Annotated in this window: 26 protein-coding genes and 1 tRNA gene; 9 read left to right on the top strand and 18 right to left on the bottom strand. The window is 62.8% G+C overall.

Annotation, left to right across the window (positions count from 1 at the left end; genetic code table 11):
- Positions 1-115: 115 nt before the first annotated feature.
- A tRNA-Leu gene (locus tag RX328_RS39630) sits at positions 116-200 on the bottom strand.
- 170 nt (positions 201-370) lie between these two features.
- On the opposite strand from RX328_RS39630, the gene RX328_RS39625 reads away from it, so the two are divergent.
- Positions 371-913 (top strand): disulfide bond formation protein B, encoded by a 543-nt coding sequence (locus tag RX328_RS39625; protein WP_312017939.1) that lies wholly within the window; start codon positions 371-373, stop codon positions 911-913.
- Positions 914-1,960: 1,047 nt separating this feature from the next.
- On the opposite strand, the gene RX328_RS39620 is transcribed toward RX328_RS39625, so the two are convergent.
- Positions 1,961-3,046: an AbrB family transcriptional regulator gene (locus RX328_RS39620; protein WP_409410721.1), complete on the bottom strand. Its 1,086-nt coding sequence runs from the start codon at positions 3,044-3,046 to the stop codon at positions 1,961-1,963.
- A gap of 250 nt (positions 3,047-3,296) precedes the next feature.
- On the opposite strand from RX328_RS39620, the gene RX328_RS39615 reads away from it, so the two are divergent.
- On the top strand, positions 3,297-3,785 hold the full coding sequence (locus RX328_RS39615; RefSeq protein WP_213246729.1) for a hypothetical protein: 489 nt from the start codon (positions 3,297-3,299) through the stop codon (positions 3,783-3,785).
- A 41-nt stretch (positions 3,786-3,826) separates the two neighbouring features.
- Here the strand turns inward: RX328_RS39615 and RX328_RS39610 are convergent, their stop codons facing one another.
- Positions 3,827-4,423 (bottom strand): TetR/AcrR family transcriptional regulator, encoded by a 597-nt coding sequence (locus RX328_RS39610; RefSeq protein WP_213246731.1) that lies wholly within the window; start codon positions 4,421-4,423, stop codon positions 3,827-3,829.
- Between the two features lie 102 nt (positions 4,424-4,525).
- Between RX328_RS39610 and RX328_RS39605 the strand changes: the two genes are divergently transcribed.
- The 4 genes from RX328_RS39605 (at position 4,526) to RX328_RS39590 (ending at position 7,022) form a co-directional block, all read left to right on the top strand.
- A complete protein-coding gene (locus tag RX328_RS39605; RefSeq protein WP_213246733.1) occupies positions 4,526-4,951 on the top strand; it encodes an acyl-CoA thioesterase in 426 nt (141 codons plus the stop codon).
- Positions 4,952-4,954: 3 nt separating this feature from the next.
- The gene (locus tag RX328_RS39600) at positions 4,955-5,431 is read left to right on the top strand and encodes a PaaI family thioesterase (RefSeq protein ID WP_213246735.1); all 477 of its coding nucleotides are present in this window, start codon (positions 4,955-4,957) and stop codon (positions 5,429-5,431) included.
- Between the two features lie 99 nt (positions 5,432-5,530).
- The gene (locus RX328_RS39595; RefSeq protein ID WP_213247085.1) at positions 5,531-6,316 is read left to right on the top strand and encodes a sulfite exporter TauE/SafE family protein; all 786 of its coding nucleotides are present in this window, start codon (positions 5,531-5,533) and stop codon (positions 6,314-6,316) included.
- 31 nt (positions 6,317-6,347) lie between these two features.
- On the top strand, positions 6,348-7,022 hold the full coding sequence (locus tag RX328_RS39590) for a DsbA family protein (protein ID WP_213246737.1): 675 nt from the start codon (positions 6,348-6,350) through the stop codon (positions 7,020-7,022).
- 78 nt (positions 7,023-7,100) lie between these two features.
- On the opposite strand, the gene RX328_RS39585 is transcribed toward RX328_RS39590, so the two are convergent.
- From RX328_RS39585 to RX328_RS39550, 8 genes are all read right to left on the bottom strand, one after another.
- On the bottom strand, positions 7,101-7,307 hold the full coding sequence (locus RX328_RS39585) for a hypothetical protein (RefSeq protein ID WP_213246739.1): 207 nt from the start codon (positions 7,305-7,307) through the stop codon (positions 7,101-7,103).
- A 54-nt stretch (positions 7,308-7,361) separates the two neighbouring features.
- Positions 7,362-8,216, bottom strand: coding sequence for a hypothetical protein (locus RX328_RS39580; RefSeq protein WP_213246741.1), 855 nt, complete (start codon positions 8,214-8,216; stop codon positions 7,362-7,364).
- A gap of 8 nt (positions 8,217-8,224) precedes the next feature.
- Complete coding sequence (locus tag RX328_RS39575) at positions 8,225-9,565, bottom strand: hypothetical protein (protein WP_213246743.1); 1,341 nt, start codon at positions 9,563-9,565, stop codon at positions 8,225-8,227.
- Between the two features lie 118 nt (positions 9,566-9,683).
- On the bottom strand, positions 9,684-10,757 hold the full coding sequence (locus RX328_RS39570) for a phospholipase (RefSeq protein WP_213246745.1): 1,074 nt from the start codon (positions 10,755-10,757) through the stop codon (positions 9,684-9,686).
- 51 nt (positions 10,758-10,808) lie between these two features.
- Positions 10,809-11,780 (bottom strand): S1C family serine protease, encoded by a 972-nt coding sequence (locus tag RX328_RS39565; protein WP_213246747.1) that lies wholly within the window; start codon positions 11,778-11,780, stop codon positions 10,809-10,811.
- A 163-nt stretch (positions 11,781-11,943) separates the two neighbouring features.
- Positions 11,944-13,461, bottom strand: coding sequence for an AMP-binding protein (locus tag RX328_RS39560; RefSeq protein ID WP_213246749.1), 1,518 nt, complete (start codon positions 13,459-13,461; stop codon positions 11,944-11,946).
- Between the two features lie 226 nt (positions 13,462-13,687).
- Positions 13,688-14,005, bottom strand: coding sequence for a hypothetical protein (locus tag RX328_RS39555; protein ID WP_213246751.1), 318 nt, complete (start codon positions 14,003-14,005; stop codon positions 13,688-13,690).
- A 115-nt stretch (positions 14,006-14,120) separates the two neighbouring features.
- Positions 14,121-15,047: a division plane positioning ATPase MipZ gene (locus RX328_RS39550; protein WP_312017940.1), complete on the bottom strand. Its 927-nt coding sequence runs from the start codon at positions 15,045-15,047 to the stop codon at positions 14,121-14,123.
- 300 nt (positions 15,048-15,347) lie between these two features.
- Here RX328_RS39550 and groES point away from each other — a divergent pair, with 300 nt between their 5' ends.
- Both groES and groL read left to right on the top strand, forming a co-directional pair.
- Positions 15,348-15,662, top strand: a complete 315-nt coding sequence (gene groES / locus RX328_RS39545) for a co-chaperone GroES (RefSeq protein WP_213246753.1) — start codon at positions 15,348-15,350, stop codon at positions 15,660-15,662.
- 53 nt (positions 15,663-15,715) lie between these two features.
- Complete coding sequence (gene groL / locus RX328_RS39540; protein ID WP_213246755.1) at positions 15,716-17,356, top strand: chaperonin GroEL; 1,641 nt, start codon at positions 15,716-15,718, stop codon at positions 17,354-17,356.
- Positions 17,357-17,422: 66 nt separating this feature from the next.
- Here groL and RX328_RS39535 read toward each other — a convergent pair whose 3' ends face one another.
- The 4 genes from RX328_RS39535 to RX328_RS39520 all read right to left on the bottom strand — a co-directional run bounded on the left by RX328_RS39535 (position 17,423) and on the right by RX328_RS39520 (position 20,514).
- Positions 17,423-18,148, bottom strand: coding sequence for a DUF642 domain-containing protein (locus RX328_RS39535; RefSeq protein ID WP_213246757.1), 726 nt, complete (start codon positions 18,146-18,148; stop codon positions 17,423-17,425).
- A gap of 441 nt (positions 18,149-18,589) precedes the next feature.
- The gene (locus tag RX328_RS39530; protein ID WP_213246759.1) at positions 18,590-19,147 is read right to left on the bottom strand and encodes an HNH endonuclease; all 558 of its coding nucleotides are present in this window, start codon (positions 19,145-19,147) and stop codon (positions 18,590-18,592) included.
- A 276-nt stretch (positions 19,148-19,423) separates the two neighbouring features.
- Complete coding sequence (locus RX328_RS39525) at positions 19,424-20,056, bottom strand: LysE family transporter (protein WP_213246761.1); 633 nt, start codon at positions 20,054-20,056, stop codon at positions 19,424-19,426.
- Between the two features lie 32 nt (positions 20,057-20,088).
- Positions 20,089-20,514, bottom strand: a complete 426-nt coding sequence (locus RX328_RS39520) for a YybH family protein (protein WP_213246763.1) — start codon at positions 20,512-20,514, stop codon at positions 20,089-20,091.
- 202 nt (positions 20,515-20,716) lie between these two features.
- Between RX328_RS39520 and RX328_RS39515 the strand changes: the two genes are divergently transcribed.
- The gene (locus RX328_RS39515; protein WP_213246765.1) at positions 20,717-21,649 is read left to right on the top strand and encodes a LysR family transcriptional regulator; all 933 of its coding nucleotides are present in this window, start codon (positions 20,717-20,719) and stop codon (positions 21,647-21,649) included.
- Between the two features lie 24 nt (positions 21,650-21,673).
- Here RX328_RS39515 and RX328_RS39510 read toward each other — a convergent pair whose 3' ends face one another.
- The 3 genes from RX328_RS39510 to RX328_RS39500 all read right to left on the bottom strand — a co-directional run bounded on the left by RX328_RS39510 (position 21,674) and on the right by RX328_RS39500 (position 25,694).
- Complete coding sequence (locus RX328_RS39510; protein ID WP_213246767.1) at positions 21,674-22,642, bottom strand: peptidyl-alpha-hydroxyglycine alpha-amidating lyase family protein; 969 nt, start codon at positions 22,640-22,642, stop codon at positions 21,674-21,676.
- A gap of 94 nt (positions 22,643-22,736) precedes the next feature.
- On the bottom strand, positions 22,737-24,500 hold the full coding sequence (locus RX328_RS39505) for a flavin-containing monooxygenase (protein ID WP_213246769.1): 1,764 nt from the start codon (positions 24,498-24,500) through the stop codon (positions 22,737-22,739).
- A 96-nt stretch (positions 24,501-24,596) separates the two neighbouring features.
- Positions 24,597-25,694: a DUF2855 family protein gene (locus RX328_RS39500; RefSeq protein WP_213246770.1), complete on the bottom strand. Its 1,098-nt coding sequence runs from the start codon at positions 25,692-25,694 to the stop codon at positions 24,597-24,599.
- Positions 25,695-25,797 lie beyond the last annotated feature (103 nt).

Raw genomic sequence — 25,797 nt, 5'->3', positions numbered from 1 at the left:
TTGGACGGCTGGTGCTAACTTTTTACCAGTGTTTTCAACGAGCCTCGAAAATGCTCCCAAAAATAACGGAATCATACCAATGGTTAAGTTATTGTTTCTATTGGTGTTTTCGGCTTGGTGCCCCTGGCCGGAATCGAACCAGCACTCCTTGCGGAACTCGATTTTGAGTCGAGCGCGTCTACCAGTTCCGCCACAGGGGCCTTCGGTCGCGGGCCGGAGGGCCGGTGCGGCGAAGCCGGCGGAATATAGCGGGCGGCGCTTCCGGGTCAACCCGCGTGGAAGTGATTGTGGGTGTCTCGACACCTGGGCAGTGGCGGGATAGGAGGCTGATGCCTATTTTGAGCATGCACCCATGCTCCGGAGAACATCCGTGACGTCAGATGCCCTCCATTCGTCGCATGCGCGCCATCCCGCCGATCCGGTCGTCGTTGCAGCACTGGCGATCGCGGTCGTCGCCGCGGCGACGCTGGCGGGCGCCTGGTTCTTCCAACTCGTGCTGGATGTCCGCCCCTGTCCGCTCTGCCTCGAACAGCGCTACGCCTATTATCTGGCGGTCCCGCTCGGCCTCGTGGTCGCCTTTGCCGCTTCGCGCGGGGCACCGCGGCAGGTGGCGCTGGCCGGGTTCACGGTGCTGCTGCTCGCTGCGCTCGCCAATGCCTGGCTCGGCGGCTATCACGCCGGCGTCGAGTGGCAATTCTGGCCGGGACCGACCGATTGCTCCGGCCCGCTGGCCGATCTCGGCAGCGCCGGCACGCTGCTGCAGCGTCTCGACACGGTGAAGGTGATCCGCTGCGACGAGGTGCAGTGGCGCTTCCTCGGGCTCTCGCTAGCCGGCTACAACGTGCTGATCTCGCTGGCGATGGCGGTGATCGCCGTGTGGGGCATCGTGTCGGCCAAGCGGGTAACCTCGTAGCGCCATAGGGTGGGCAAAGGCCGCTAGCGCCGTAGGGTGGGCAAAGGCGCGCTAGCGCCGTGCCCACCATTCATTCCCAATCGTACGATCTCGATGGTGGGCACGCTTCCGCTTGCCCACCTACAGTTTTCAATCCTCATGGTGAGGAGCGCGTCTTCGCGCGTCTCGAACCATGTGGCCCGGCTCGTGCCATACATCCTTCGAGACGCTGCTGCGCAGCTCCTCAGAATGAGGTCTAACATCTGTGATCTCGTCTGTGACTGCGCGACGGGCAAATCAGTTCTGATTTTCCGAAATCGTGTCAAGCCCAGGAAACAAAAAGAATCAAAAATATTCCGCTTTCGTTCTCACCCAAATCAGCCGCATAACTCCGCCTGTCTCACGGCAGATGAGGGGCGTTGGCCATCGTCACGAACGTGCGGTGAGATGCGATGGACGCGGATGGCGCGATAGACGTACGCGCCTGACGCGTACGGCGAAGTCGTGTGGTTCTGGCGCCGCGGTGCTGGCGTTAAGTCCTTTGGAAGCGAAGCTTCTCGGGGACGACGGTGGCAAGAAAGCCGTTCACCGGGAAGAGCACGAAGTAAGCCGTAAAGCCATTGCGCAGGGAAGGCCGGGATGCTCCCGCTGTACCTGTATGCTCGTGTGCGTGTTCTTAGTGCGCAAATTGCACACGAGACCGCGGGTGCGGCGCGCACCCGGTCTTCCCTGCGCCCTCTGATCAGGAGGGTGGGAGTTAAGAGCAAACCTCGGGCAGTTCATGTCGCGAGATTGCGAAGTCATACTCAGTTGTCATCGCCCGGCTTGACCGGGCGACCCAGTATTCCAGAGACGCCAGTGATTGAACCGAGAAGCCGCGGCGTACTGGATCCCCCGCCTTCGCGGGGATGACAGTGGTGGGTGGCGCTATCTCCGCCCGTCATTGCGAGCGTGGCGAAGCAATCCATGGTTCAGCACGGGGTTAGATGGATTGCTTCCGCCTTCGCCAAGGCTTCGGCGGACAAGTCGCTGCGCTCGCAATGACGTGGATAGGTCGGGGGGCCGCCCTCAATCGTCCACATCCTCCTGCGGGCGGCCGAACAGGTGCATGATTCCCGGTGTCGTGATCGAGACGAACACGAAGCGCGACAGATGATGGGCGCCGACGAAGATCGGATCGATATGCAGCGTGAGCGCCAGCGCCAGCATGGCGTCCATCGCGCCTGGTGCAAACGCGACAACGACGTCGGCGAAGCGCACATCGGTGGCCAGCATGATCACCGTGACGAAAATGGCGGAGATCAGAATCGCGACGGCGAACGAGCCGAGCCCGGCATTGATATGGCTGAGCAGCGTCGACTTGCTGATCCGCGCAAAGCGCGTGCCGATCACGGCGCCGATGCCGACCAGCGCCACGCCGCGCATCCAGGGCGGCAGGCCGCCCTCGATCAGGCCGGTGCCGTGCAGCGCGGCGGAGGCGATCATCGCGCCGAACATCCAGCTCGCAGGAAATTTGGCGAGCCGCAGCAGCAGGGCTGCGGCGACGGCTGCCGCCGCCAGCACGGCGAGTTCGAGCGGCGAGGCGACGAGACTGGCGACTTCCGCCGGCGCCGTCGGCGCGATGTCGGTCAATGCGAGTAGCAGCGGCAGGGCGGCGGTCAGGATGATCACCCGCATGGTCTGCACCACCGCGATCGCCGCGACGTCGGCGCCCTTCTCGGCGGCGAGCATGGTGATCTGCGACAGCGCGCCGGGGCTTCCCGCCAGCAGCGCCGAGGTCTGGTCCCAGCCGTGCGCGCGCTGCAGATACAAGCTCGAGCCGAAGGTCGAGCAGAATGTCGCCAGCGCCAACAGGCCGATGGTCAGGGGATAGGCGCTCATGTGCTGGATCAGTTGCCGCGACACCAGCGAGCCCAGCGTGATGCCGAGCAGCACCAAAACGCTTTGCGTCAGGATCGCCGGCATGGTGACCGGCCGCCCTGCCAGCGCGGCGATGCCCACCGCGGCCATCGCGCCGGAGATCAACCCGCCCGGCAGGTTAAGCCACAAAAACAGCAGGCCGCCGGCGGCACCGATGACGAGCGTCTCGAGCGTACCGAGAATCTTGGCGCGATCGGCCATAGCGGAGGATATCGAGGCGGGGATCAAGCTCACGCGCCTTATGGCAAATCCGCCTGCACCGGACAAATGCGCCACGCGATTGCAGCAATGCAGGGAGGAGGCCTGCACAATGTCTGCACAAACATCTCCCGGTCTTGGCTGAACGCGGGCTGAATGCGACGGCGGATCGCGCAGGCTCGGTGCCAGAAAATTTTTATGACAGAGGTGGCTCGATGCGTTGTCGCAAGCTGTGGTTGCGCTAGGATGGTTGTCGCAGATGACTGCTGCCCTAAGGAGACCAGGGATGACTATTCAAGCAAAAATACTGGGCGCGTTTGCGCTGTCGGCATTGGCTGGGTTTGCAATGACCTCGCAGGCGAATGCCCTGACGGCGCAGGAATGCAGCGCCAAATACCAGGCCGCGAAGGCCGCCGGCACGCTCGGCGGCCAGAAGTGGAACGACTTCCGGAAAGCCCAGTGCGGAGCCGACGCCGCGCCCGCTCCGGCGGCAGCGGCAGCACCCGCCGGGGAGCCGAAGGAAGCCGCCAAGAAAGAATCCAAGAAGGAAGCCAAGGAAGCTGCGGCGCCTGCCGCGCCGTCAGGTCCTGCGGTCTATCCGAACGCCGTGGATGCAAAATATTCGAAGGAGACGGCGACGAAGCAGCGCTTCAACACCTGCCTCGATCAATACAACGCCAACAAGGCCAGCAACGCCAATGGCGGGATGAAGTGGATCCAGAAGGGCGGCGGCTATTACAGCGAATGCAACAAGAAGCTGAAGGGCTCGGCCTAGCCAGCAATCGACGTGGGCGCGGCCGGAAGCTTCGGCCGCGCCTATATCTCGCGGAGCAATGTTTCGGCCGACTTCGCCACCAGTTGCGCGCGCTTGCGCTGGCCCCGTTCGAGAAACAGCAGACTCTGGCCGAACACGAAACAGTAGAACAGGAACGCCTGCGCGTCGGCCTCCTCGGCCGTCAGTCCCGTCGCGCGATAGAGATGCCCGACATTCTTCAGCCGCGCGACGTCCACGCTCGCCACCGCATTTGCGGCCAGCTCGTCGGAGCGGGCCCATTGCCGGATCGCGAGCTCGACCGCCATGGCCTCGGTATTCATGCGCTGGGAATAAAGCGTGATCAGCGCCTTCAGCCGCTCGCGGGCGGTGGTGCCGTCGAGGGTGGTCTGTTTCTCGATCGCGGCGATGCGGCCCGCGCTCCAGTGCTGCAGCATGGCGTCCAGCAGGCCCGCGCGGTCGCGGAAGCGGCGGTAGAAGCCGCCCTTGGTGACGCCGAGGTTCTTGGCCAGCACCTCGACCCGCACGCCCTCAACCCCGGTTCGGGCGATTTCCTGAAAACCGGCCTCGATCCAGCTCTCGTGGCGAACCTCGCCGGCGCGCGCATCTCCGGTTCGCGCCTCTCCTTTGGCATCGCTCATGGTCCGGTCTCACCGAGTGTTGATACGGTGCCGTATTGCTAACCCGGAGATGGTCTGATACGCTACCGTATCAGCAGCAGAGACAAGACAGCGGGGGCAACGATGGAGACGGACGCGACCTATCGCGGCACGGTCTATCCGTGGCAATGCGATCATGTCGGGCATATGAACATCATGTGGTATGTCGGCAAGTTCGACGAGGCGAACTGGAATCTGTTCGCCCGGCTCGGGCTGACGCCGTCGTACTTGCGCAACTCCGGCCGCGGCATGGCCGCCGTGCAGCAGAACATCAGCTACAAGCGCGAACTGCTGGCCGGCGACATCGTCGAGGTCAGGAGCCGGGTGCTCGAGGTTCGCGACAAGTCGATCCGCTTCGTCCACGAGATGCGTAACGCCGAAACCGGCGAGATCGCCGCCACTTGCGAATCCATCGGCGTCCACCTGGACCGGCAGGCGCGCAAGTCGATTCCGTTCGCGCCCGTGATCCGCGACGCCGCCATGCGGCATCTCGAACCGGCGATGGCGTGACCAATGTCACGCTACCAGCCGAAGAACCCGGATTATCGCGCGGTCGCGACCGAGATGTTCGAGCAGCAGCGCGCGATGAAGACGCTCGGCATATCCATCGCGCGGCTGGAGCCGGGCGAGGCCGATCTCGCGATGGACTATTCGCTCGATCTCACCCAGCAGCACGGCTTCATCCACGCCGGCATCATCACGGCTGCGCTCGACAATGCCTGCGGCGTCGCCGCCTTCACGCTGATGCCGCCGGGTGCGGGGGTCCTCACCGTGGAATTCAAGACCAACCTGCTGGCGCCGGCGCGCGGCGAGCGCTTCGCGTTCCGCGCCAGCATCGTCAAGCCCGGCCGTACGCTGACGGTATGCGAGGCCCGCGCCTATGCGACGCATGACGGCAAGGAGACCCTGATCGCGACCATGACCGGCACACTGATGGCACTGACTAGCCGTGAGGGCGCATCGCCAGAGAGGGGGCATGTCGCAGCCTGATCGGCCGATGGGTATTGCAGTGCAGCTTTGTGCTGCGGCCATGGCGATCTGCAGAAAATCCTTCTATGGTCGTGCCGTGCAACAGAGTCTTTCAACTTGATCATCTCCACCGCGCAAGGCGTGCTGGGACTGGCGTCGGGGATGCTGGTCGGGTTCTCGCTCGGCCTGGTCGGCGGCGGCGGCTCGATACTCGCCGTGCCGCTGATGGTCTATGTGGTCGGCGTGGCGGAGCCTCATATGGCGATCGGCACCAGTGCGATCGCAGTGGCCGCCAACGCCGCGCTCAACCTGTCCAACCATGCGCGCGGCGGCACCGTGATCTGGTCCTGCGCGCTGATCTTCGCCGCCGCCGGCATGGCCGGCGCCTTCGGCGGATCGATCCTCGGCAAAATGGTCGACGGCCAGAAGCTGCTGGCGCTGTTCGCGCTGGTGATGATCGTCATCGCGCTGTTGATGCTGAAGACGCGGTCGCGGATTGGCTTGCCTGACGTCAAGGTCTCGATGGCGAACATGCCGGCCATTGTCGCTCTCGGCCTCGCCACCGGAACAGTGTCGGGATTCTTCGGCATCGGCGGCGGATTTTTGATCGTGCCGGCCCTGATGCTGGCAACCGGCATGCCGATCATGAACGCGGTCTCCTCCTCGCTGGTGGCGGTCACCGCATTCGGCCTGACCACGGCCGCGAGCTATGCCTGGTCCGGATTGGTGTCGTGGGCATTGGCAGGACTGTTCGTGGCGGGCGGTCTCGCCGGCGGACTGGCCGGCACACGTTCGGCGCGGCACCTCGCCGAGCGCCGCGGTGCACTCAACATCGTGTTCGCCGTGGTCATTATTGCCGTGGCGCTCTATATGGTGGCGCGTAACATATCCCTATCTCAGTCGTAGACAGGAAAATGCAGCCCTTCGCGAGGCCCAGATGAAGCGATCGAATAATCCGGCCGGGACGATCCCAGGCCCGACGCGGCGCGAAGCGCTTGGCCTCCTCGGTGCAGGCGCAGCCCTGCTTGGCGCCAGCGCCCCGTCACGTCCGGCGTTCGCGCAAGGCGATGACGTCCTGACCGAAGCCCTGGTGCTACGCGACCCCGACGCTCCCGCGACCGGCAATCTCGACGGCGACATCAACATCGTCGAATGGTTCGACTACAACTGTCCCTACTGCCGCAAGATCGCGCCCGAGATCCAGCAGGTGGTGCAGGACGACGGCAAGGTCCGTCTGGTGCTGAAGGACTGGCCGATCCTGGGCGACGTCTCAAAGTACGCGGCGCGGGTGGCGCTCGCCGCCAAGTATCAGGACAAGTACCTGCCGGCGCACGAGGCGTTGATCGGCGTCAGTTCAAGATTGACCGAGCCGCGCATCCGCGAACTGGTGGCAGGCGCCGGCATCGATATGGACCGCCTCAATCGCGATCTCAGTTCGAATGCGAAGGCAATCGACACCATTCTCGCCCGCAACCACGATCAGGCAGTGGCATTCGGATTCAAGGGAACGCCGTCCTTCATCGTCGGCAAGTTCCGCGTGCCGGGCATCCTGACCATGGCGGAGTTCGAGATGGCGATTGCCGACGCGCGCAAGGCGAAGAAGAGCAATTAGCGCGCATCAAAACGCCGTCGTCCGGGGGACGACGGCGTTTGAATGCTGTGACGATCTCGCCAGGAAATTACCGAGGAATCATCGCGACGTGATCTTGACCCAATCGTCGTGGGCACGCGTCTTCAGCGCCTTCCAGTCCTCCGCCGCGACATCCCAATTGACGAGGGTGCGATTGGCCTGCGCGACCTGGCCGCTGGCGACGCTCGACGTCCGCATGGAATCGTAGACATAGACGCCGAAAACCAGCAGCAACGCGCCCAAAACCATTCCGACAAACGTCTGCATGCGATACCTCCGTGACCGGTCACTAACGCCGAGGTCGAGGTATGGTTCCCCGATCTACGATCGCACCTTCGACGGCGCCGGGCGGGGCGCCGAGGCGGAAGGTGCCGTCCCTGTGGCCGTTGCCAGATTGAGCGACTTCAATTCATCGGGCTTGAACACGAAAAGCTTGTCGTGCGGCGTCTCCATCGCATGCACCCAGACTTGCAGGTTCACACCCATGTCGCCGAGATAGCGCTGGCACCGCGCCGAGATATTTTGCGCCACGTTCATCTCGTCGCGGGGCAGGCCGGCTGTGGTGCCGAGCGCCGCGACCTGATGCACGCCGACGATTGCCTTGTCGCCGACCCGGCGCTCGACGCCGCCGGCGAACACCAGCGGGCAGGATGAGGCGCAGTGCTTGCCAGCCTCGATCTCGGTCCCGAAATTACGGTCTCGAATGAGCCGTCCCATCGCCAACGCATCGCTGACCGAACCACCCGGCGAATTCAGCACCACCGTCTTGATGTAGTCGCCGCGCTTGGCGACCTCGGCTGCAAACGCATCCGAAATCCCTGGCGTGATTGTGCCGGTCGCCATCAGCTTGCCGCCAGCCACCAGCTCGAAGTTCATCGGCTTGGCCATCGCGTCATCTGCTTGCGGCCGTGGCGTCAGGCGCTTGTCGTCGCCGGGCGCCAGCGGCGCCAGAATGGATGGCACCGCATCGGGAAGGTTCTGCGAAGGCGTGTCCTGCCTACGCTCGACGGCCGGATCGGTAGCGCCGATCCATCCATTCATACCGGCGAGATCGGCCGCCAGTACAGCAATCGTGATCGTGACGATGCTGCGGAAGATCCAGCGCAGGATCGCTTCGTCCGGATTGGCCGCAAGAAAGGCTTGAACGCGCTGTCGAAGCGTTGCGGATGGCTGCATGGCGATACCTACTTGGTATGCCGCGCCGACGATAGCGAGGTAACGTTTTCGTCCGTCTCCGTCGCCTGATCGGCCACAGGCTCTTCCGCGGGGGCCTTGCTCCCGGCCTCACGTGGCGCCACGCGGCGCGCGTCCTCGACTTCGCGGGCCATCTGCAGGGCCGAAACCAGTTCGCCCGCGGTCATGTCGGAGGCACTGAACGCGGGAAGCCCCTCGCGCCGGATCGCGGCGTGCACCACGCACAGGATCAAGACCAGCACCGCCGGCATCAAATCGATCGAGATCGCGCCGGCCCAACTCGGAATGAAATCACCGGCGTAACGAAGCACGGCTTCGGCCGGCGACATGGTCTGAAATCGCGCCGGCTCGACCCGCGGCAAGGCCAGGATCTTGTCGGCGGCATCGGCGAGCGAAGCCGCTTGCGTCGCGATCGAGCTCTCGACCTTGCCGACCACGGCAGTCTGCCGGTCGGCGAGATCGGCCGTGCGGCCGCCCGCGGCCGGTGCGATGAAGCCTGACGACAGCGACGCCGCGGCGCGCTTGACGGCGGGCGCGACCGAGGTCTGCTGCAGGTTGGCGATCACGCCGGACAGCGCCAAGGATTCGGTCGCAAACGCATCGCTGCGCGTCGAGATCGGCCCACGGTCGGAAATCAATTCGCGCATCTTCGCCAGATGCTTGCCGCCCTGCTCGAACAGTGCCGAGACGCGCTTGGCCGACGCCTGGACTTCCTGCCCGAGACTGTCGAGCTGTCCGGACATCTGCGTCAGAAGCTGCACCACAGTGCCGGACCCGGCGGTGCCGGTCAGTGATCCCGCGCGTTCGGCGTCGGCCAGTTTCGCGAACCGCGAGGAGGCGAGCTGGATATCCGGCAACAAGCCTTGCGCGGCGATGGCGTTGCTGTTTGCGGTATCGAGGTCGCGGGTGTAGTTCTGGACGGTGATGGCGAGATGCTGCTGGATTGCGGCCGCGCCTGCCAGCGCCGAGGCGTTGAGCCAGGATGACATCGCCACGATCATCAGCGAGCCCAGCAGCATGCAGCCGAACATTAGGCCGCGGCCGGTGCGGTGCACCACGTGCGGCATGAACTGCATCAGGAAAATCCAGAAGGCGTAAATGCCGACCGATACGGCCACCGAATAGATCACCGCGGCGAAGAACACCGTGGTCGGGCTGCCGTTCAGCAGTTCACGGACGCCGAGATAGGTGTAGACGCCGGCGGCCAGCGCGAGGATCGCGGTCGTCAGCTTCAGCGTGACTTCGAGGCGGCTGACGCCTTTCGAAAGCAGCAGCGAATTGGAGGCACGCGCGGTAGGCGGTGGAGCGGCGAGGCCGGTGTTCGAGGGCATGACGTATCCTGTCGCGGTTCAATGAACCGGTCTGATCAACGCCCCCACGTTGTTGGCTAAGTTGTTCTGCTGATAGAGATAAATTCCGACCAGATTGTGTCGATGGCGTCGCCGGTGGTCAGGACTGGCCGTTCAGCCACTGCAAGATCTCGGCGTTCATCTCGCGCGGATAGGTGTGGCTGAGATCATCGAGCTCGCGATAGATGACACTGGCACCCGCGGCAGACAGCGCTTGGGCAGTCTGCCGCGCCACCTGCACAGGAAACATCCAGTCGAGCCGGCCGTGCACGATGTGAACGGGCAGGCCACGCAGCCTGTCGGCATCGGCCATTTCGGCCATCAGCGGATGAAACGTTGCCGCGACCGGCGCGAGGTGGGTGAAGGGCGAGGCGCTCTCGAATCCCGTGACGTAGCAGAACGTGCCGCCGTCGCTCATCCCGGTCAGCAGCATCCGCTTCGGATCAATGTTCCAGCGTGCGCGCACCGATTCCAGGATGCGCATCAAGTTTGGCGTATCGGTATCGTCGCCCATCAGTGCCCAGGTCGAGCCGGTCGCGGTCGGGGCGACCAGGATCGCGCCGCGGCTGCGGGCGTCGCGCAGCCAACTCCACAAGAAGCCACGTCCATTGCCGCTGCCGCCGTGCAGCGCCATCACCAGCGGCCATGCGCGCTCGGGCGTATAATATTCCGGTACATAGAGCGAGAAGCCGCCGCGGCTGCCAGGCTCGTTCTGATTGTGAAAGATGCCGGTGTTTTCGTTAGCCGGGGCCGCCAGCCCTGCCGCGAGATCAGCGTCTCCGCGCAGCGCAGGGTCGACAAAGAACTCACTTATCGGCGGCAATCTCGCCGACAGCGTATACAGTGCCTCCTGCGCGCGTGGCGCGTAACGCAGCGCACGGAACAGGCTGGTGAAATCGCCTTGGCCATTTTGGACGACGCGCAGGCCGGCGAACGCGGCGAGTGCCGCATCGCTCGCCGTTTCCAGAGAGGTCTTGATATCTGCGAACTCCGCCGGCCATTCTGCGAGCTTCGACCGAACCGCGCGCAAAGCTTCGTCAGGCTGGCCTGCCGCCTCCATCACGCGGTCGAAATCGGGCGGGTTCAGGTAGCGCGCGACAAAGCCGAGGGCTTCCAGCGATTGCAACAGCGGCGGCAGCACGGCCACGATGTCGTCCACCACGGCCTCGCTCATTAAGCCATCCCTTATTTCAATGTAGCCTCAATCTAGTGAAAGCCTCGTCGTCTAGTGCAGCCTTGGCGCTTTCAACAGCTTGGCACGGTCGGTCGAGGCCAGCACCACGTCGAAGGTGAGGCCCTCGTGGTAGACCGTGAGCGGCACGTCGACGCCGGCACTGCCGAGCGACCAGAGCTTGCGATAGAAGCCGGTCTGGCTGGTGATCTTGTCGCCATTGACAGCGAGAATGACGTCGCCGGTCTTCAATTCGGCGAGCGCTGCCGGTCCCTTGCTGGCGATGCCGACCACCACGACGCGATTGTCTATTTCGGTCGTGAACATGCCGAGCCATGGTCGCGCCGGCTTGTTGACGCGGCCGAATTTTCTGATGTCGTCGAGTACCGGCTTCAACAGGTCTATAGGCACGATCATGTTGACGTGCTCGGCCTTGCCCTCGCGCTCGCGTTCGAGCTGCAGTGAGCCAATGCCGATCAGTTCGCCGCGGCTGGAGATCAGCCCGGTGCCGCCCCAATTGGGATGCGCGGGATGAGTGAAGATCGCCTCATCCAGCAGATATTCCCAATAGCCCGCGAATTCCTGCTTAGCGGCGATCTGGCTGGCGACCGAGCGCGTGCGCCCGCCGGCGCCGCCGACCACGACGCGGTCGCCAATCGCAGCAGTGGCTGAAGAACCGAGCGGCAGCGGATCGAGGTCGAGGTCGCCGAGCGCTTGCACCAGGCCGAAGCCGGACTCGAAATCGAAGCCGAGCGCGTGGCCTTCCACCACGCGGCCGTCGCCGCGGTGCAGCCAGACGGCCTCCGCTTCTGTGATGAGATATCCGATCGTCAGCACCAGCCCGTCATCGATCACGACGCCATTGCCGGCGCGTTCGGTGCCGAGCGTCTCGGCGCTGAAGGCGTCGGGTGGAATGATCGAATGCAGCCCGACCACCGACGACAAAGTCTTATCGAGGTCGAAGGCGTAATCGCCCGGGCGCGGCTGGTTTGCGGGCGGCACTCTCCATTCGGTCAAAGAAGGCATGGATGGTCTCCTGGCGAACCGGCGCGCCTTTCGTGAGGGCGAAAGCGCGGGAATTCATCACAATCTATGCTGCAAACGGCCGTCTTGAAAGTGTCCCCCAAAATGAGCCGGCATGCGACTCATAAGGGGGCAGATTCACAATTGTTCCAGGACCAATTAAGGATCATTCCACGTTTGCCCGCGCACGGGCCGGCATGATCCGGAAATCGCGGTTCTCCTTCAGCCAGCCGGCGCGTTCGTCGCGCAGCAACGTGCGGCGAACCTTGCCGGAATCGTCGCGCAAGCCGATATGGACGGCCTCGAAACTTTCCGGATGCTTGTAGCGGCTGAGCCGGTCGGCCAGGAACGCAGCCATGCCGTCGGCGACGGCCTGCGCATCTGTGCCGCGGTCGAGTTCGAGGATGGCGTGCACGCGCTGCCCGAATTCGGCATCGGGCAAGCCAACCACGACGCAAGAGCGCACATCGGGATGCGCCGATACCGCGGCCTCGACTTCGGCCGGATAGATATTGGCGCCGCCGCGCAGGATCATGTCTGCGAGCCGGTCGCTGAGATAGAGATAGCCCTCTTCATCCAGCCTTCCGATATCGCCGAGCGATTCCCAGCCGTCCGGCCGGCGCTTCGGCTCGGCGCCGAGATAGTGATAGGTGGAACCGGGGCCATCATTGGGCAGGAAATAGATCTCGCCGGTCTCGCCGAGCGCTACATCGTTGCCGTCCTCGCCGATGATCCTTAGGCGGCAGGTGTCGCCGATCTTGCCGACCGAGCCCTTGTGCGCCAGCCATTCGGTGCCGGAGATGATCGTCGCGCCCTGTCGCTCGGTGCCGCCATAGAGCTCATAGATGCGCTCCGGCCCAAGCCACTCGATCCATTTTTCCTTAAGCCATGGCGGCATCGGAGCCGCCATGTGAAACACGATCTCCAGGCTGGAGAGGTCGTAGGAATTGCGCACGTCGCCGGGCAGCGCCCAGATCCGATGCATCATGGTCGGCACGAAATTGACCCATTGCACCCGGTTTTTCTCGATCAGGCGCAGCGTCTCCTCGGCGTCGAACTTGACGAGGCCGGTGACGCGACCGCCGTTGAACAGCGCGGTGTGCGACACGATGAACGGCGCGTTGTGATAGAGCGGCCCGGGATTGAGCAGCGAGGCGTTTTGCGGAATGCCGAGCGGGGAGGGGGCGGTCGTCTCCACTACCGCTGGCATGTGGTCGAGGATCACCTTGGGCCGCCCTGTCGAGCCGCCGCTGGTCATCGCCTTCCAGTAACGTGCTACCGGATTGGTTACCGGCTCGTCCGAAAAACCTTCGGGAACGAAATCGGCGGGCAGTGAATTCGGCGCGTTCCAGTCCGGCTGGCCGCCGACGACGAGCGAAGGCTTGAGGATGTCGAGCACGGCTGCGGCCTCGCCACGCGGCAATCGCCAGGTCAGCGATGTCGGCGTCGCGCCACATTTCCACACCGCAAAGGTCGTCTCGAAAAACACGTTGCTGTTGGGCAAGCCGATGGCGACGAAATCGCCGGGCTTGACGCCCTTGGCGGCGAAGGCGCGGGCGCGTCGGTTGGCATTGCGCTCGAGCTGCTCCCAGGTGATGGCATCGGCGCCGTGACTGACCGCGATGGTGTCCTTCGGTTTCCGTTCGGCATACCAGCGTGGCACATCGGCGATGGGAATGAGCATGGGACGTTTCCGTTGGAGCGTTGATGCCGCTCTTGTGGTTGTGACGAGGCTGGCGCCTCAAAAAACTATCGTGACAGAATTAAGTGGCTGCGTGAAGGCGCAGCTTGCGTTCCAAGATTGCGCGCGCCGCCTAGTCCGGCCCAACCGCTCCTCAAGGAATTCGACGGACGCGAAAAGAAAGGCCCCGCCTCGGCGGGGCCTCCTGCGCGGCGTCTACGCGACCGGCTTACCAGTCGGAAATGGTATAGCCGACTTCCGTGGTGTAGCCGTAGGGTCCGTAGTCGAAAGGCAACGGCGCGCCAAACGCGGGGGCCGGCACATAGGCCCGACGGCTCACCACCACGGTGCGTGGCCGTACAATCGGCGGCGCCGCGACAACCGGCGCCGGTGCGACGTAGACGCTGCCGGGAGCCACCGCCACGGGATAGGGGTCGACATATGAATCGACATAGATTGCCTGCGCGGATGCACTGGCGATGCCAAGGGCCAAAGAGCCGGCGATCGCCATGCCGGCCATCGAGCAAATGCGCGACTTATTTGTCATGTTCCGCAATCTCCTTTACTGCTTGTTACGGCTTCCAACGAACCCACACCGCGCACGGGCGTTCCGATGCTCACGAAGTTTTTTGGACGCAAGCTCCGTAGTGACGCTTCCCACCTTACGGACCGGCCAGGATATCGGTATCCAGCGCGCTATTGCGCGAAGCAAACCACTCGGCGCGAAGTGCCGCGCGGCGGCGACCGCGATCGTCGATTGGCAGCTTCAACCCCTCGATCAGGCCCTGAACCTCGCAGCGCGCGGGGAGACGAGATGCCTCCTCCCCGTCGCTGTCGGGCATTGTCTCGCAGAGCTCGTCCAGCGCGGTGAGCCCACGGGGAAAAAGATCGCGATAGATCGCCCGCTCCTGAAGGCCAGTCATGGCCCGGAAACCTGCATTGAGGGCCAGTTCCTGCAAGCAGCCGCAAAGAACCGGGGCGGTAGATGATCGTTGCGGCGAAATGCGGTTGCGCACCACGACCCAATCGATGAGAGCGCCGTCAACCGGCCGGCGATGGCGGCGTATCTCGCGCACCAACTCGCCGTAGTGGCCGACCCCGGTGACCGTCAACGTAACCGGATCGAGTGTCGCCAGCACGTCGAGGTCGAGAAAACTGTCGTTCAGCGGCGTCACCAGGGTGTCCGTGATCGAGTGGGCGAGCCGCATCAGGTAGCTGTCATGCGGGGGCGTATCGATCACGACGAAGTCATGGCGATCCTGCGCGGCGGCAACGGCTCGCTGGAAATCGGAGAATTCGGCGGCCTCGTTTTCCTCCACCACCGGGCCTTCGACGCGCGCGATGCAGAAATGCGTCGGCAGTTCCAGATCGACCTGGCTCCGCCGCGCCCAACCGCGCCGGCTCTCGACGTAGTGGGTGAGGGTCCGTTGCCGGCCGTCGAGGTCGATGGTTGCGACGCGCTGGCCGGCCTTCAGCAGCGCCACGGCGACGTGCATCGCGATTGTGGTTTTACCCGAGCCGCCCTTCTCGTTTCCGATCACGACGACATGCGGCGACGGGCGCAATTGATATGCAGGCGCGGTAAGCACGGCTGCGCCTCCACCAACCGTCGGTTGCTTTTCAAGCCTGCTCAGGACGGGCGCTCTGCAAAGGCGCGGCAGTCCTGTGCGGCAGGCAACGACATAACAGACGCGTGGAGCCGTTTGTTCCTGGAACGCCTGTAACCCCCGCTGCCGTCGATCATTTTTTTTGCAAGTCCCTTGAAGCGCAATTCTGAGCCACCTAGGTCGCATACTGCAGCCGCAGACTTCCGCCTGTCTGTCGCAGACTTCCGCCTGTCGATGGCTGCGATTCCCTGTCATCTCCACAAACAGCCGAGGAGGAGCGCAATGAAATTCCGTCCGCTTCACGATCGGGTAGTCGTCAAGCGCATTGAGGCCGAGGAAAAGACTGCCGGAGGCATCATCATCCCCGATACCGCCAAGGAGAAGCCGCAACAGGGGGAGGTCGTGGCGGTCGGGCCCGGCGGGCGTGACGAGGCCGGCAAGCTCGTTCCGATCGACCTTCAGGTGGGCGATCGCGTGCTGTTCGGCAAATGGTCGGGCACCGAGGTCAAGATCGACGACACCGAGTATTTGATCATGAAAGAGAACGACATCATGGGCGTGCTGGTGGAGTCCGGCGCCAGTCGCAAAGCCGCTTGAAAGCCCGCCCGATGTAATGGCTAACCGATGAACAGTATCTTAGGAGCAAGACCATGGCTGCCAAGGAAGTCAAATTTTCGGTCGACGCCCGCGAGAAGATGCTGCGCGGCGTCGACATTCTTGCCAATGCGGTGAAAGTAACGCTCGGACCGAAAGGCCGAAACGTCGTTCTCGAAAAGTCGTTCGGCGCGCCACGTATCACCAAGGATGGTGTGACGGTCGCGAAAGAGATCGAGCTCGAAGACAAGTTCGAGAACATGGGCGCCCAGATGGTGCGCGAGGTGGCGTCGAAGACGTCCGATCGAGTTGGCGACGGCACCACGACCGCCACCGTGCTCGCCCAGGCGATCGTGAAGGAGGGAGCGAAGGCTGTCGCCGCAGGCGTGAATCCGATGGACCTCAAGCGGGGTATCGACCGCGCTATCGAAGCCCTGATAGGCGATATCGAGAAGAACTCGAAAAAAGTCACCTCGAACGACGAGATCGCGCAGGTTGCAACCATTTCGGCCAATGGCGATGCCGAGATCGGCCGCTTCCTCGCCGACGCCATGAAGAAGGTCGGTAACGACGGCGTCATCACGGTCGAGGAGGCGAAGTCGTTGCAGACCGAACTCGAGGTGGTCGAGGGCATGCAGTTCGACCGCGGCTACATCTCGCCCTACTTCATCACCAACGCCGAGAAGATGCGGGTCGAGCTCGAAGACCCCTACATTCTGATCCACGAAAAGAAGCTGTCCGGTCTGCAGCCAATGCTTCCGCTGCTCGAATCGATCGTGCAGTCAGGCAAGCCGCTGCTCATTATCGCCGAGGACGTGGAGGGGGAGGCGCTCGCCACTCTCGTCGTGAACAGGCTGCGTGGCGGATTGAAAGTCGCGGCGGTGAAAGCGCCCGGCTTCGGCGATCGTCGCAAGGCGATGCTCCAGGATATCGCCATCCTTACCGGCGGCACCATGATATCCGAGGATCTCGGTATCAAGCTGGAGAGCGTGACCATCAAGATGCTCGGCCACGCCAAGCATGTGAGGATCGATAAGGAAAATACCACGATCGTTAACGGCGGCGGCAAGAAGGCCGACATTGAAGCTCGCATTACCCAGATCAAGGCCGAGATCGAGGAGACGACCTCCGACTACGATCGTGAGAAACTCCAGGAGCGGCTCGCCAAGCTCGCGGGCGGTGTCGCGGTGATCCGTGTCGGTGGGGCGACCGAAGTGGAGGTGAAGGAGCGCAAGGACCGCGTCGACGACGCGCTGCATGCGACCCGCGCGGCAGTCGAGGAAGGCATTCTGCCTGGCGGCGGTGTTCCCCTGCTCCGCGCCATCAAGGCGCTCGACAGACTGAAACCAGCCAACGAGGACGAGCGCTTTGGCGTCGACATCGTCAAGAAAGCGCTTTCGTGGCCGACCCGCCAGATCGCGATCAACGCGGGCGAGGATGGTTCGCTGGTGGTCGGACAGATCCTGGACAAGGATACATACGCCTTCGGATTTGATGCCCAGACCGGCGAGTTCGGCAACCTTATGTCAAAGGGAATTATTGATCCGACCAAGGTGGTGCGCACGGCGCTCGAGGACGCGGCATCGGTGGCGGGCCTGCTTGTCACCACGGAGGCAATGGTTGCTGAACTTCCGAAGAAGAAAGCCCCGCCGACGGCTCCGGGCGCGAGCATGGCCGATATGGATTATCAGATCTAACTCGGGAGTGATTGGCGCGTCTTCGACCGCGCCAATCACCGTTTTGTCGGCGATGGGTGCCTCCGATCAGGCGACCATCAATGCTGGCCTTGAGTTCCGGCGGTAGGCCATAAAGCCAACAGCAGCGAAGCCCAATATCATCATCGCCCAGGGCGCGGGCTCCGGCACGGCCGCGATGCTCACGTCATCCAAGCCAATGTAGGAGGGGCCGTTGACTTCGTTGAAGCTGATCGTGTTGGAGGTACCGTCCGCGATAAAGTTGAATGCGAACCGAATCCATGTGGAGGACTCGTTCGTGGAGGGGGCCGTCACGCTCTCCGACAACAGGATCGTATTGGACGTCCCGTCGGTAATATTAACGTTGAGCCCTGCAGGACCATTGTTAGCGCTGTAGTTACCAACCCAGAAGCTAAGTTGATACTGCTGAAATGCGAGAAGATTGATCGTCTGACTTATCCTTATAGTGTTTACGGTGCCATCGGCCAAGTTAACGCCGAAATTTCCTGTGCGCGGGGTCAGCACGATCTGCTGAGGGTTGTTGTTCCATCCGCTCGCATACCACGTCAGGGGCGCGTCGTTGACTGTCCAGCTTGAAAGCCCGCTCTCTCCGGGCTGAATTTGCTGAGCGAGAGAATTTCCTCCAGTGAACGTTCCCAGCTCAAAGCTGCCGTTCAGGACGAGACCTGCCGCTGCAGGGCCGGTCCAGATGATTGCACATGCCGCGACAAGAATGGCGATCGAACGGCTCGAACCAAACAGAGAATTTGTCCTGACGGAAGAAAGCCTATCCACATCAAATCTCCTTTTTAAGAAAACGGGTCAGCCGGCCATTCGTACAGGTTTTGACTTCCGCCGATATGCAGCAACCCCATTCCCTCAAAACCAGATCAGGAGCATCGCCCAAGTGGAAGGCTTGCGAGCGGCGGCACTGCATCGAAGGGAGCCCATCAGGTGGGCGTCAAAAAAATGTGAAAAATGGTAAGCCGGCCTTGGAGGAGGGTTTTCCAAGTTCGATCGGCGGTCGGACCGGCTCGCCGCGGACCGGCTGGTATCCGAGATGGGCAAAAAGCGGAAGTCGCAGTCAGCTCGGGCTACTGCCACTTTGCCCATATGAGGACATTCTCGGGATGAAGCTCCGAGAAGTCCATGTAAGGGGAGCGGCCGCAAGAAGCCTGCGCTTTCGGCCACGCGAACCTGTCTTATGAGGGCGCGACAACAGCCCGCGGCGGGCTGCTACGGATCGAGCTCGGTGTCCCAGTACAAATAATCAAGCCAGCTATCGTGCAGATAGTTCGGCGGAAACAATCGCCCGTTGCGATGCAACTGGTGCACCGTCGGTGCGAACGGCGCTTGCTTCGGAAACATCTTCGCCTGCTGCGGGGTCAGATTGCCCTTGCGCAGGTTACATGGCGAGCAGGCCGCGACGACGTTCTCCCACGTGGTCTGGCCGCCCTTGCTGCGCGGAATGATGTGATCGAAGGTCAGCTCATCATGCGCGTTGCAGTACTGGCAGACGAAGCGGTCGCGCAGGAAGACGTTGAATCGGGTAAAGGCGGGATGCGTGGTCGGCTTGACGAAGGATTTGAGCGACACCACGCTCGGAAGCTGGATCTCGAAGCTCGGGCTGTGCACCGCGCGGTCGTAGTGCTCGACGATGTTGACGCGATCGAGAAACACCGCCTTGATCGCGTCCTGCCACGACCAGAGAGACAGCGGGTAATAACTCAGTGGCCGGAAATCCGCGTTCAGCACCAGTACCGGCCAACCGCCCTGCGAGACATGTGCGTTCAAGTAACGCTCCTGACCCCCATGTTAGCTGCGAAGCAGCGTGTGCCCTGCATACTACAGGCAGCGTGACGGGATTGTGAAGAGCGTTCCGGGGCTTATCCAGCCGGAGCAATGCGTGATTCTGCGCCTGGCGCTGGAAAAAGCCTGGGTTCCTGACCCCCGCCATGCCTGATGTTTGCGGTCAACCCATCGTGATAGGAGGCCCGGTCCGACGGGGAGACACGCATTTGCGATGACTTCATGCGGGAAATGGCGAAGGTGGGTACGTTGCGCTGACGTCTACGGCTTGGCGGCGCTGGTCATGAGCTTCAAGCCGAGACCGAACATGACGGCACCGGCCGCGCGATCGACCCAGGATTTGTACGACAGATAAGCCCGTTGTGGCCCGGACGACGAGAAGAGAACGGCGACCAACGCATACCAGGCGGACTCGACAAAAAACACAGCGGCAAGCAGCGCGGCCGCGAACCCCAGCGAAAAGGACGCAGGGAGGAAAGCGGCGAAGACGCTTGCATAGACGATGGCCGTCTTCGGGTTGCTCACCTGCGTGGTAACGCCCAGCCAGAACGCGCGGAAGGGCCGCGAGCTGGCCTCGCCGCCGGCTGCAACCGTCGTGACAGGCTGCCGCGCAGATCTGAAGATGAGGAAGCCCAGGTAACAGAGATACAGGCCTCCCAGCACCCGGAGGCCTGTATAGAGCACCGGTACAGCCAGCAGGATGCTCTGCAGCCCGAGCAGCGCCACCGCGCCGAAAATGGCGCCGCCTGCGCCCATGCCCAAGGCTGTGGCAAGCGCCCGAATTCTGCTTGATGCGACAGCGACGCGCGCGACCATTACGAAGCTGGGGCCGGGGCTGATCACTCCAACGCTGAGCGCGGCGACGATGCTGGCGAGTGCGGCAAGTTCCTGCATGGCTATTTGTCCGGCGTGGCTGTGTGGCGCGACTATTCGGTGTGCGGCGGAGCTTCAACCGCCCAGCCCGGATCGGCACCGAATGGGTGATCGATGAAGAACACCCAGGTGCCGTCGGGCATCCTACGGTGAACCTCCATACCATGATGATGCACCTCGGTGCGCTTGCCGTGTTCGTCGGTGCCCTTAATCAGCCACTGCGACCGCGTCATAGCGAAGTCGCCGGAGACCGTCGTGTGATGGGTCACGACATCCATGTGCGGCTTCAATCCGACATAGGCCGCCATCGTCTTGCGGATGCCATCGGCGCCGCGCGCGACGCTGCTGCCGCCATGGACCTCGTCGACCTGAACGATCGAGGCGCCGGGGTGGTACATCGCTGCCGCGGCGTCAACGTCCTGCGCATTGAACGCGCGTGCCAGCCAGAGATTGCAAAGTTCGGGGGACGGAGCACCCATTTCTTGGACTCCCATGTGTTGAAGGTTGATCGATGCGATGAGGTCGTGGCGTCACGCTCCGGTGCAAGGCCGGATCAGTGTCACCTTAAGTTCCTCATCTCGCTTTCTCATTGCGGTAGGTAACGTCTGGCACAGCGGAAAGCACGTTGGAAATACGCCAGCGTCACTTGCGAAACTGCAAGCGGCGCCTACGTTTGCGTTTATGGAGGACTGGAACGAGCCCCAACTCGTGTTGGCGGTGCATCGGGCAAGCAGCCTCACCGGCGCCGCCAAAGCGCTTGATATCGATCACTCGACCGCGTTTCGGCGCCTGAATGCTCTGGAAACGCGGCTCGGTGTGCGTCTGTTCGAGCGGCTTCCTGGCGGGGCGTATCAAGCGACGCCGGCCGGCGAGCGGATGGCGGCAGCGGCCGAGCGGATGGAAGATGAGGCGCTCGCCATCGACCGCGACATTGCGGGGCGGGATCACCGTCCCTCCGGCCGCCTGCGTGTAACATCCTCTGAAACGCTGGCATATCGAAAGCTGACCAGCCATCTCGCCGCGTTCCGGCGAACCCATCCCGGAATCGTCGTCGAGCTCGTGGTCGACAACCGCGTCCTCAATCTCTCGCGCCGCGAGGCTGATATCGCGCTTCGTCCGATGCGGCCGAAGGAGGGCGATCTCTGGGGCCGCAAGCTCGCCGATGTCGCGTGGACCATCTACGCCGCGACGGGCTATCTCGATGAAACAGGCGGTGCCGCTTCATCCCCGCAAGATCTCGGCCGTCACGCCCTGATCGGATGGGAAGAAACGGCTGTTGGGATTATGGCTGCCGACTGGCTCAATCGAACGGTGCCGGGTGACGCCTTCGCCTACCGGACCAACAGTCTCGTCAATCAGTTCATCGCCGCGAAGGCCGGCATCGGCCTTGCGCTGCTGCCCTGCTATCTCGGTGACGAGGATCGCGATCTCGCCCGCGCGCTGCCCGATCCGATACCGGATCTGGTTGGTGAATTGTGGATCGTGACCCACGCCGATCTGAAGAGGACGGCGCGCGTGCGCGCCTTCTTCGATATCGTCGGAGAGGGCTTGGCGCGTGAGCACAGCCTGTTTGACGGCGGCCGCCGGTCCCGCGCTGCCGGCTTCGAATCGTAGCAAGGCTTTGCCGTTAGCAACGGTCTAAATCTTCTCCAGCTTCTGCAGGCAGCGCGCTACCCCGACCTCCGGCGGCATCGGCGTGTCCGGAAAGCTGGTCTTCCAGTCGGTGACGCCGACCTCGCCGATATAGATGTCGCCCCTGGAATCCAGTGCGATGCCGTGGGGCGCGAGGAATTTGCCGGCCTCCAGCCCCGGCCCATTTTCGCCGCCGAGCCGGGCGATCCGTTTGCCCTTCGAATCCATGATCGAAAGCCGCGGGCCGAGATTGGGCACCTTGCGGTTCACAGCCATGCCGGGCCCGAGTTCGCCGACGATGAACGTCGGCTGCTTGCCGCCGCAGCAGCACAGCGCGCAGGGCCGGTGCAGAAAGTTCCACTGCGTCTCGTATTTGCCGTTACCGTCGAACACCTGCACGCGGTGGTTCTCGCGGTCCGCGACATAGACCCAGCCGTCGGAATCGGTCGCGATGTTGTGGACGATGTTGAACTGGCCCGGATCGGTGCCGGGCTCGCCCCAAGTCTTCAAGAGCTTTCCATCCGGCGAATATTTGTGGACGCAGGCATTGCCGTAACCGTCGGAGACGTAGATCTCGCCCTTCGGTGACAGCGCCGTATGGGTGCAGCGGTGAAACGGCTCGCCGCTCATGAACGGCGCGGGTTTGTTTGGGATGCCGATGGTCAGCAGCACCTTGCCGTCTGTCGTGCACTTGCGCACGGTGTGATCGCCGTCGTCGGTGCAATAGAGATTATCGTCGGCATCGATGTGCAAGCCGTGCGCGCGGTTGAACAGCCCTTCGCCCCAGCTCTTGATGAAATTGCCCTCGCGGTCGAGCACCACCATCGGATGGGCGCCGCGGTTGAAGATGTAAATGCGGTCCTTGCTGTCGACGGCGACGGAGGCGACGTCGGTCAGGCTCCAGCCGTCCGGAAGCCTCGCCCAGTTTTCGACGACGCGGTATCGATGCTCGCCCGAGCCGAGAATGACCGACATGCGTTTCTCCCCATCTGATGTTTGTTGGCCGGGAGTGTTGCAGAGACCTGGTCGAAGCACGAGAGGGATTTGCGCATGGCACGTTTCTTCTGGCCTATCCTTGCGGCAACAGCCCTTCCTCGATCGCCTTGATCTGCAGCGCCAGATGTTTTGAGCCGATGCGGCATTGTGCAAGGCCGCCGGCGATGAACCACAGGCCGGGCTGGCCGGTCCGCTTATACATGTTGCGCAGTTCCTGCTCCTCGCCAAATCCCCAGATCGTGCCAACGCGCTTTTCCACCGCCTCGCCGAACAGTTTTCGCACCAGCTCTTCCTGGCGCTTGTAGCCCGTTGCCAGCACCACGAGATCGGCGGCGATGGTCTCGCCGTCCTTCATTTTCGCGCCTGCGGCCGCAAACGTGTCGAGATCGGAAAATTGCTTTAGCGCGATATCGCCTTTGACAATAAGATCGGAGCAGCCGACGTTGAAATAATAGCCGCCGCCACGTGTGAGATATTTGAACTGCCAGCCGGTATTGTCCTCGCCGAAATCGAGCTTGAAGCCGACGCGTTCGAGATCGTCGAGCAACTCCCTGTCGAGCGCCTTGGATTTTTCCGCCGTCATCGCATGGCTCTTGCGTGCCAGCTTGAACGGCATCGAGGTTGTGATCAGGTCGTTGTCCTCCAGCGTGCCTTCATTGTAAGGCGCGTAGACCAGTTGCGCCGATGGCTCGATGCTGACGACCAGCGTCGAAGAGCGCTGGAACAGCGTGACTTTTGCGCCGCTGGAATGCAGATCCTGCGCGATGTCGTGGCCGCTGTTGCCGGTGCCGATCACGATGGCGCGCTTGCCCTTCCAGTTCTCGCCGTCGTCATACTGGCTGGAATGCACCACCTTGCCGGCGAAATCTTTTAATCCCGGAATGTCAGGCACGCTCGGAATGCCGCTGACGCCGGTCGCCAGCACAACATGCCGTGGATGCATGCTGCGCTGAGCTCCGCCGGCGCAGCGCAGCGTCACGGTCCAGCGGCCTTCCGTCTCGTCATAGCTGCCGTCCTCGAACTCGGTCTCGGTCCAAAAATTCAGCTCCATGGCCTCGACGTAGGCCTCGAACCAGTTGGCCAGCTTGTCCTTCGGAATATAGGTCGGCCAGTTCGGCGGGAAAGGCATGTAGGGCAGGTGATTGACCTGCACCTGGTTGTGTAGCGTCAGCGCGTGATAGCGCTTGCGCCAATTGTCGCCGATGCGTTTTTCGCGATCGACGATCAGCGTATCGACGTTCAACTGCTTCAGCCGCGCGGCGATGGAAAGCCCGGATTGCCCGCCGCCAATGACGAGAACGGTGGGATCGTGATCTGCATATTCAGCCGACGCCTTGCGTAGGTCGAGCCAGTTCGGCCCGCGAAAGTCCCGCGAGTAGGCGTTGCCGCGCGGGCGGTTCACGCCGAGTTGCTCCTCAAAACCCTTGAGCTCGCCAAGTTCAGTCAGCAGCGTCCAGACCTTCAGGCGGTTGCCGTCGTCCTCGTCGGGAATGAGACGGATAATGCCGCTGCCGCGCCCGACCCTGGTTTCGAACTTGAAGATCGCCTCGATGGCGTTGGTGCCCGCACGCATCACCTTGCGCGGGACGGCGCGATCGGGTGCGATGGCAAAGCCGGTCGGCGCCGCGCTGCGAGCGAGAGGGGGAAGCGCCTTCAGTATGGCGTCTCTGCCGTTAAGCGTCTGGATATTCCAGCTCAGCGCCAGCACGTCGCGCCAATAGCTGTCGGGATGGAACAGCGTCTTTAGCAACTCGTCGTCGGGCTTTCCGAGGGCTTCCTCAAGCTGCGCAAGCCAAGTGTCGGCGGCAACCGAACTGTCGTCCGTCCTGTCGAGCATGGGGCGTTTCTCGCGGTCTGCCGTCTATGCGGCGTTTCCCTGGCCGAAGCCTATACCCATAATGGACGACGCAGGAAGGGCGCGAGGAGATGCCAACTATTCCGATAGCGACAGGATCAGCCCTTGATCCGGCGGCACGCGGCCGTTGAGGGTATCGAGATAGGCGCGTTGGACCGCCGCGGGCCCATGGCTCTCGATCACCTTCATCCAACGTTCCAGGTTCGGCACGAAGCCGGACCACGCGGCGCCGAACCGCATCTCGACGCCGCCCGGTCCCCACTCCTTGGCGCGCTTGCGGATATGGTCGGGCGCGAAGAAAAATTGGGGCTTGGCGCCCGGCAGTGCCTGCGCCGGTTCATCGGGCGATGACTTGCGATGCGTGAGCCCGACGATCCCGCTGTATTTCATGTGCTCGCCGAAGTGCCGGTGCAGCGTCGCGCGTAACGGGCTGTTGCCGGCCATGTCGACATAGGCGACCGCGGAATTCGTCGGCAGCGAGCTTACGTTCTCATAGGTCACGACTTCGTCGTAGCAGCCGAGCGATTTGACGAAGGACGTGTTGCCGGCCGAGGTCAACCCGATCACCTTGATGCCGTTACCTCTTGCATGCAGAAGGTGCGCCAGCCCGTAGGCCGTCTTACTGGAAGCCGACGACAGCATCACGCTTCTTGCGCCGTAAAATTCGTTCTCGGCGAGAAAGTCATCGACCAGAAACGACAGCATAAACAAGGGGCGCAGCAGCGCCTGATAGTCGCCCTGCCTGCCTGCGAATGAGGGATCGCCGCTAACGCGCGCATAGGCATTATAGACCGGCGCCACATCTTGCCGGTGCGCGGCCGCGTCGCGCAAGGCTCGCTTGCTGATGTCGGCGGCTTCGATCACGAGATGTGTCGACATCGGGAAATAGCCGAACAGGGTTTCGCCAACGGCAATCCCGGAATGCTTCGAGGCGATCACCTCGCCAAAGCCCCACACCGGAACGTTGCCGAAACCTTCGGGCGCCGGAAACAATTGCCAATATTTTAGATGATCGCCGAGTACGGCATAGGTGATGTTGTTGGCGGTGAAGGCAAAGCGCGTGACTTTCACCAGCAATGCCTCGTCAGGCAGTGCGGCTATGTCAGGCAGTTGCGTCTCGATGGTCTTGCATTGCTGCAGATCATTGCGGGCGACGACGAAGTCGGTGGATTGCATGTTTCGATCCCTGCGCTTCACATGCAGCAATCTTTGCGCCGTCCGATGACTGTTTTGCAACAGCAATGATGCTTAAAACGCTGTTTGGATTTGGCGTCGCAAT

The sequence above is a fragment of the Bradyrhizobium sp. sBnM-33 genome (assembly GCF_032917945.1).
GTDB lineage: Bacteria > Pseudomonadota > Alphaproteobacteria > Rhizobiales > Xanthobacteraceae > Bradyrhizobium.
The sequence above is the reverse complement of the archived record's forward strand: the minus strand, read 5'-3'. Positions and strand labels throughout refer to the sequence as shown.

Excerpts from the sequence above, each read along its gene's own strand:
- RX328_RS39560 (WP_213246749.1), bottom strand. The coding sequence starts at position 13,461 with ATGCTCATTCCCATCGCCGATGTGCCACGCTGGTATGCCGAACGGAAA.
- RX328_RS39520 (WP_213246763.1), bottom strand. The coding sequence starts at position 20,514 with ATGGGTGCTCCGTCCCCCGAACTTTGCAATCTCTGGCTGGCACGCGCG.
- RX328_RS39605 (WP_213246733.1), top strand. The coding sequence starts at position 4,526 with ATGGAGACGGACGCGACCTATCGCGGCACGGTCTATCCGTGGCAATGC.
- RX328_RS39575 (WP_213246743.1), bottom strand. The coding sequence starts at position 9,565 with ATGCCCTCGAACACCGGCCTCGCCGCTCCACCGCCTACCGCGCGTGCC.
- RX328_RS39570 (WP_213246745.1), bottom strand. The coding sequence starts at position 10,757 with ATGAGCGAGGCCGTGGTGGACGACATCGTGGCCGTGCTGCCGCCGCTG.
- RX328_RS39580 (WP_213246741.1), bottom strand. The coding sequence starts at position 8,216 with ATGCAGCCATCCGCAACGCTTCGACAGCGCGTTCAAGCCTTTCTTGCG.
- groES (WP_213246753.1), top strand. The coding sequence starts at position 15,348 with ATGAAATTCCGTCCGCTTCACGATCGGGTAGTCGTCAAGCGCATTGAG.
- RX328_RS39500 (WP_213246770.1), bottom strand. The coding sequence starts at position 25,694 with ATGCAATCCACCGACTTCGTCGTCGCCCGCAATGATCTGCAGCAATGC.
- RX328_RS39590 (WP_213246737.1), top strand. The coding sequence starts at position 6,348 with ATGAAGCGATCGAATAATCCGGCCGGGACGATCCCAGGCCCGACGCGG.
- RX328_RS39515 (WP_213246765.1), top strand. The coding sequence starts at position 20,717 with ATGGAGGACTGGAACGAGCCCCAACTCGTGTTGGCGGTGCATCGGGCA.
- RX328_RS39585 (WP_213246739.1), bottom strand. The coding sequence starts at position 7,307 with ATGCAGACGTTTGTCGGAATGGTTTTGGGCGCGTTGCTGCTGGTTTTC.
- groL (WP_213246755.1), top strand. The coding sequence starts at position 15,716 with ATGGCTGCCAAGGAAGTCAAATTTTCGGTCGACGCCCGCGAGAAGATG.
- RX328_RS39505 (WP_213246769.1), bottom strand. The coding sequence starts at position 24,500 with ATGCTCGACAGGACGGACGACAGTTCGGTTGCCGCCGACACTTGGCTT.
- RX328_RS39555 (WP_213246751.1), bottom strand. The coding sequence starts at position 14,005 with ATGACAAATAAGTCGCGCATTTGCTCGATGGCCGGCATGGCGATCGCC.
- RX328_RS39565 (WP_213246747.1), bottom strand. The coding sequence starts at position 11,780 with ATGCCTTCTTTGACCGAATGGAGAGTGCCGCCCGCAAACCAGCCGCGC.
- RX328_RS39610 (WP_213246731.1), bottom strand. The coding sequence starts at position 4,423 with ATGAGCGATGCCAAAGGAGAGGCGCGAACCGGAGATGCGCGCGCCGGC.
- RX328_RS39510 (WP_213246767.1), bottom strand. The coding sequence starts at position 22,642 with ATGTCGGTCATTCTCGGCTCGGGCGAGCATCGATACCGCGTCGTCGAA.
- RX328_RS39525 (WP_213246761.1), bottom strand. The coding sequence starts at position 20,056 with ATGCAGGAACTTGCCGCACTCGCCAGCATCGTCGCCGCGCTCAGCGTT.
- RX328_RS39600 (WP_213246735.1), top strand. The coding sequence starts at position 4,955 with ATGTCACGCTACCAGCCGAAGAACCCGGATTATCGCGCGGTCGCGACC.
- RX328_RS39615 (WP_213246729.1), top strand. The coding sequence starts at position 3,297 with ATGACTATTCAAGCAAAAATACTGGGCGCGTTTGCGCTGTCGGCATTG.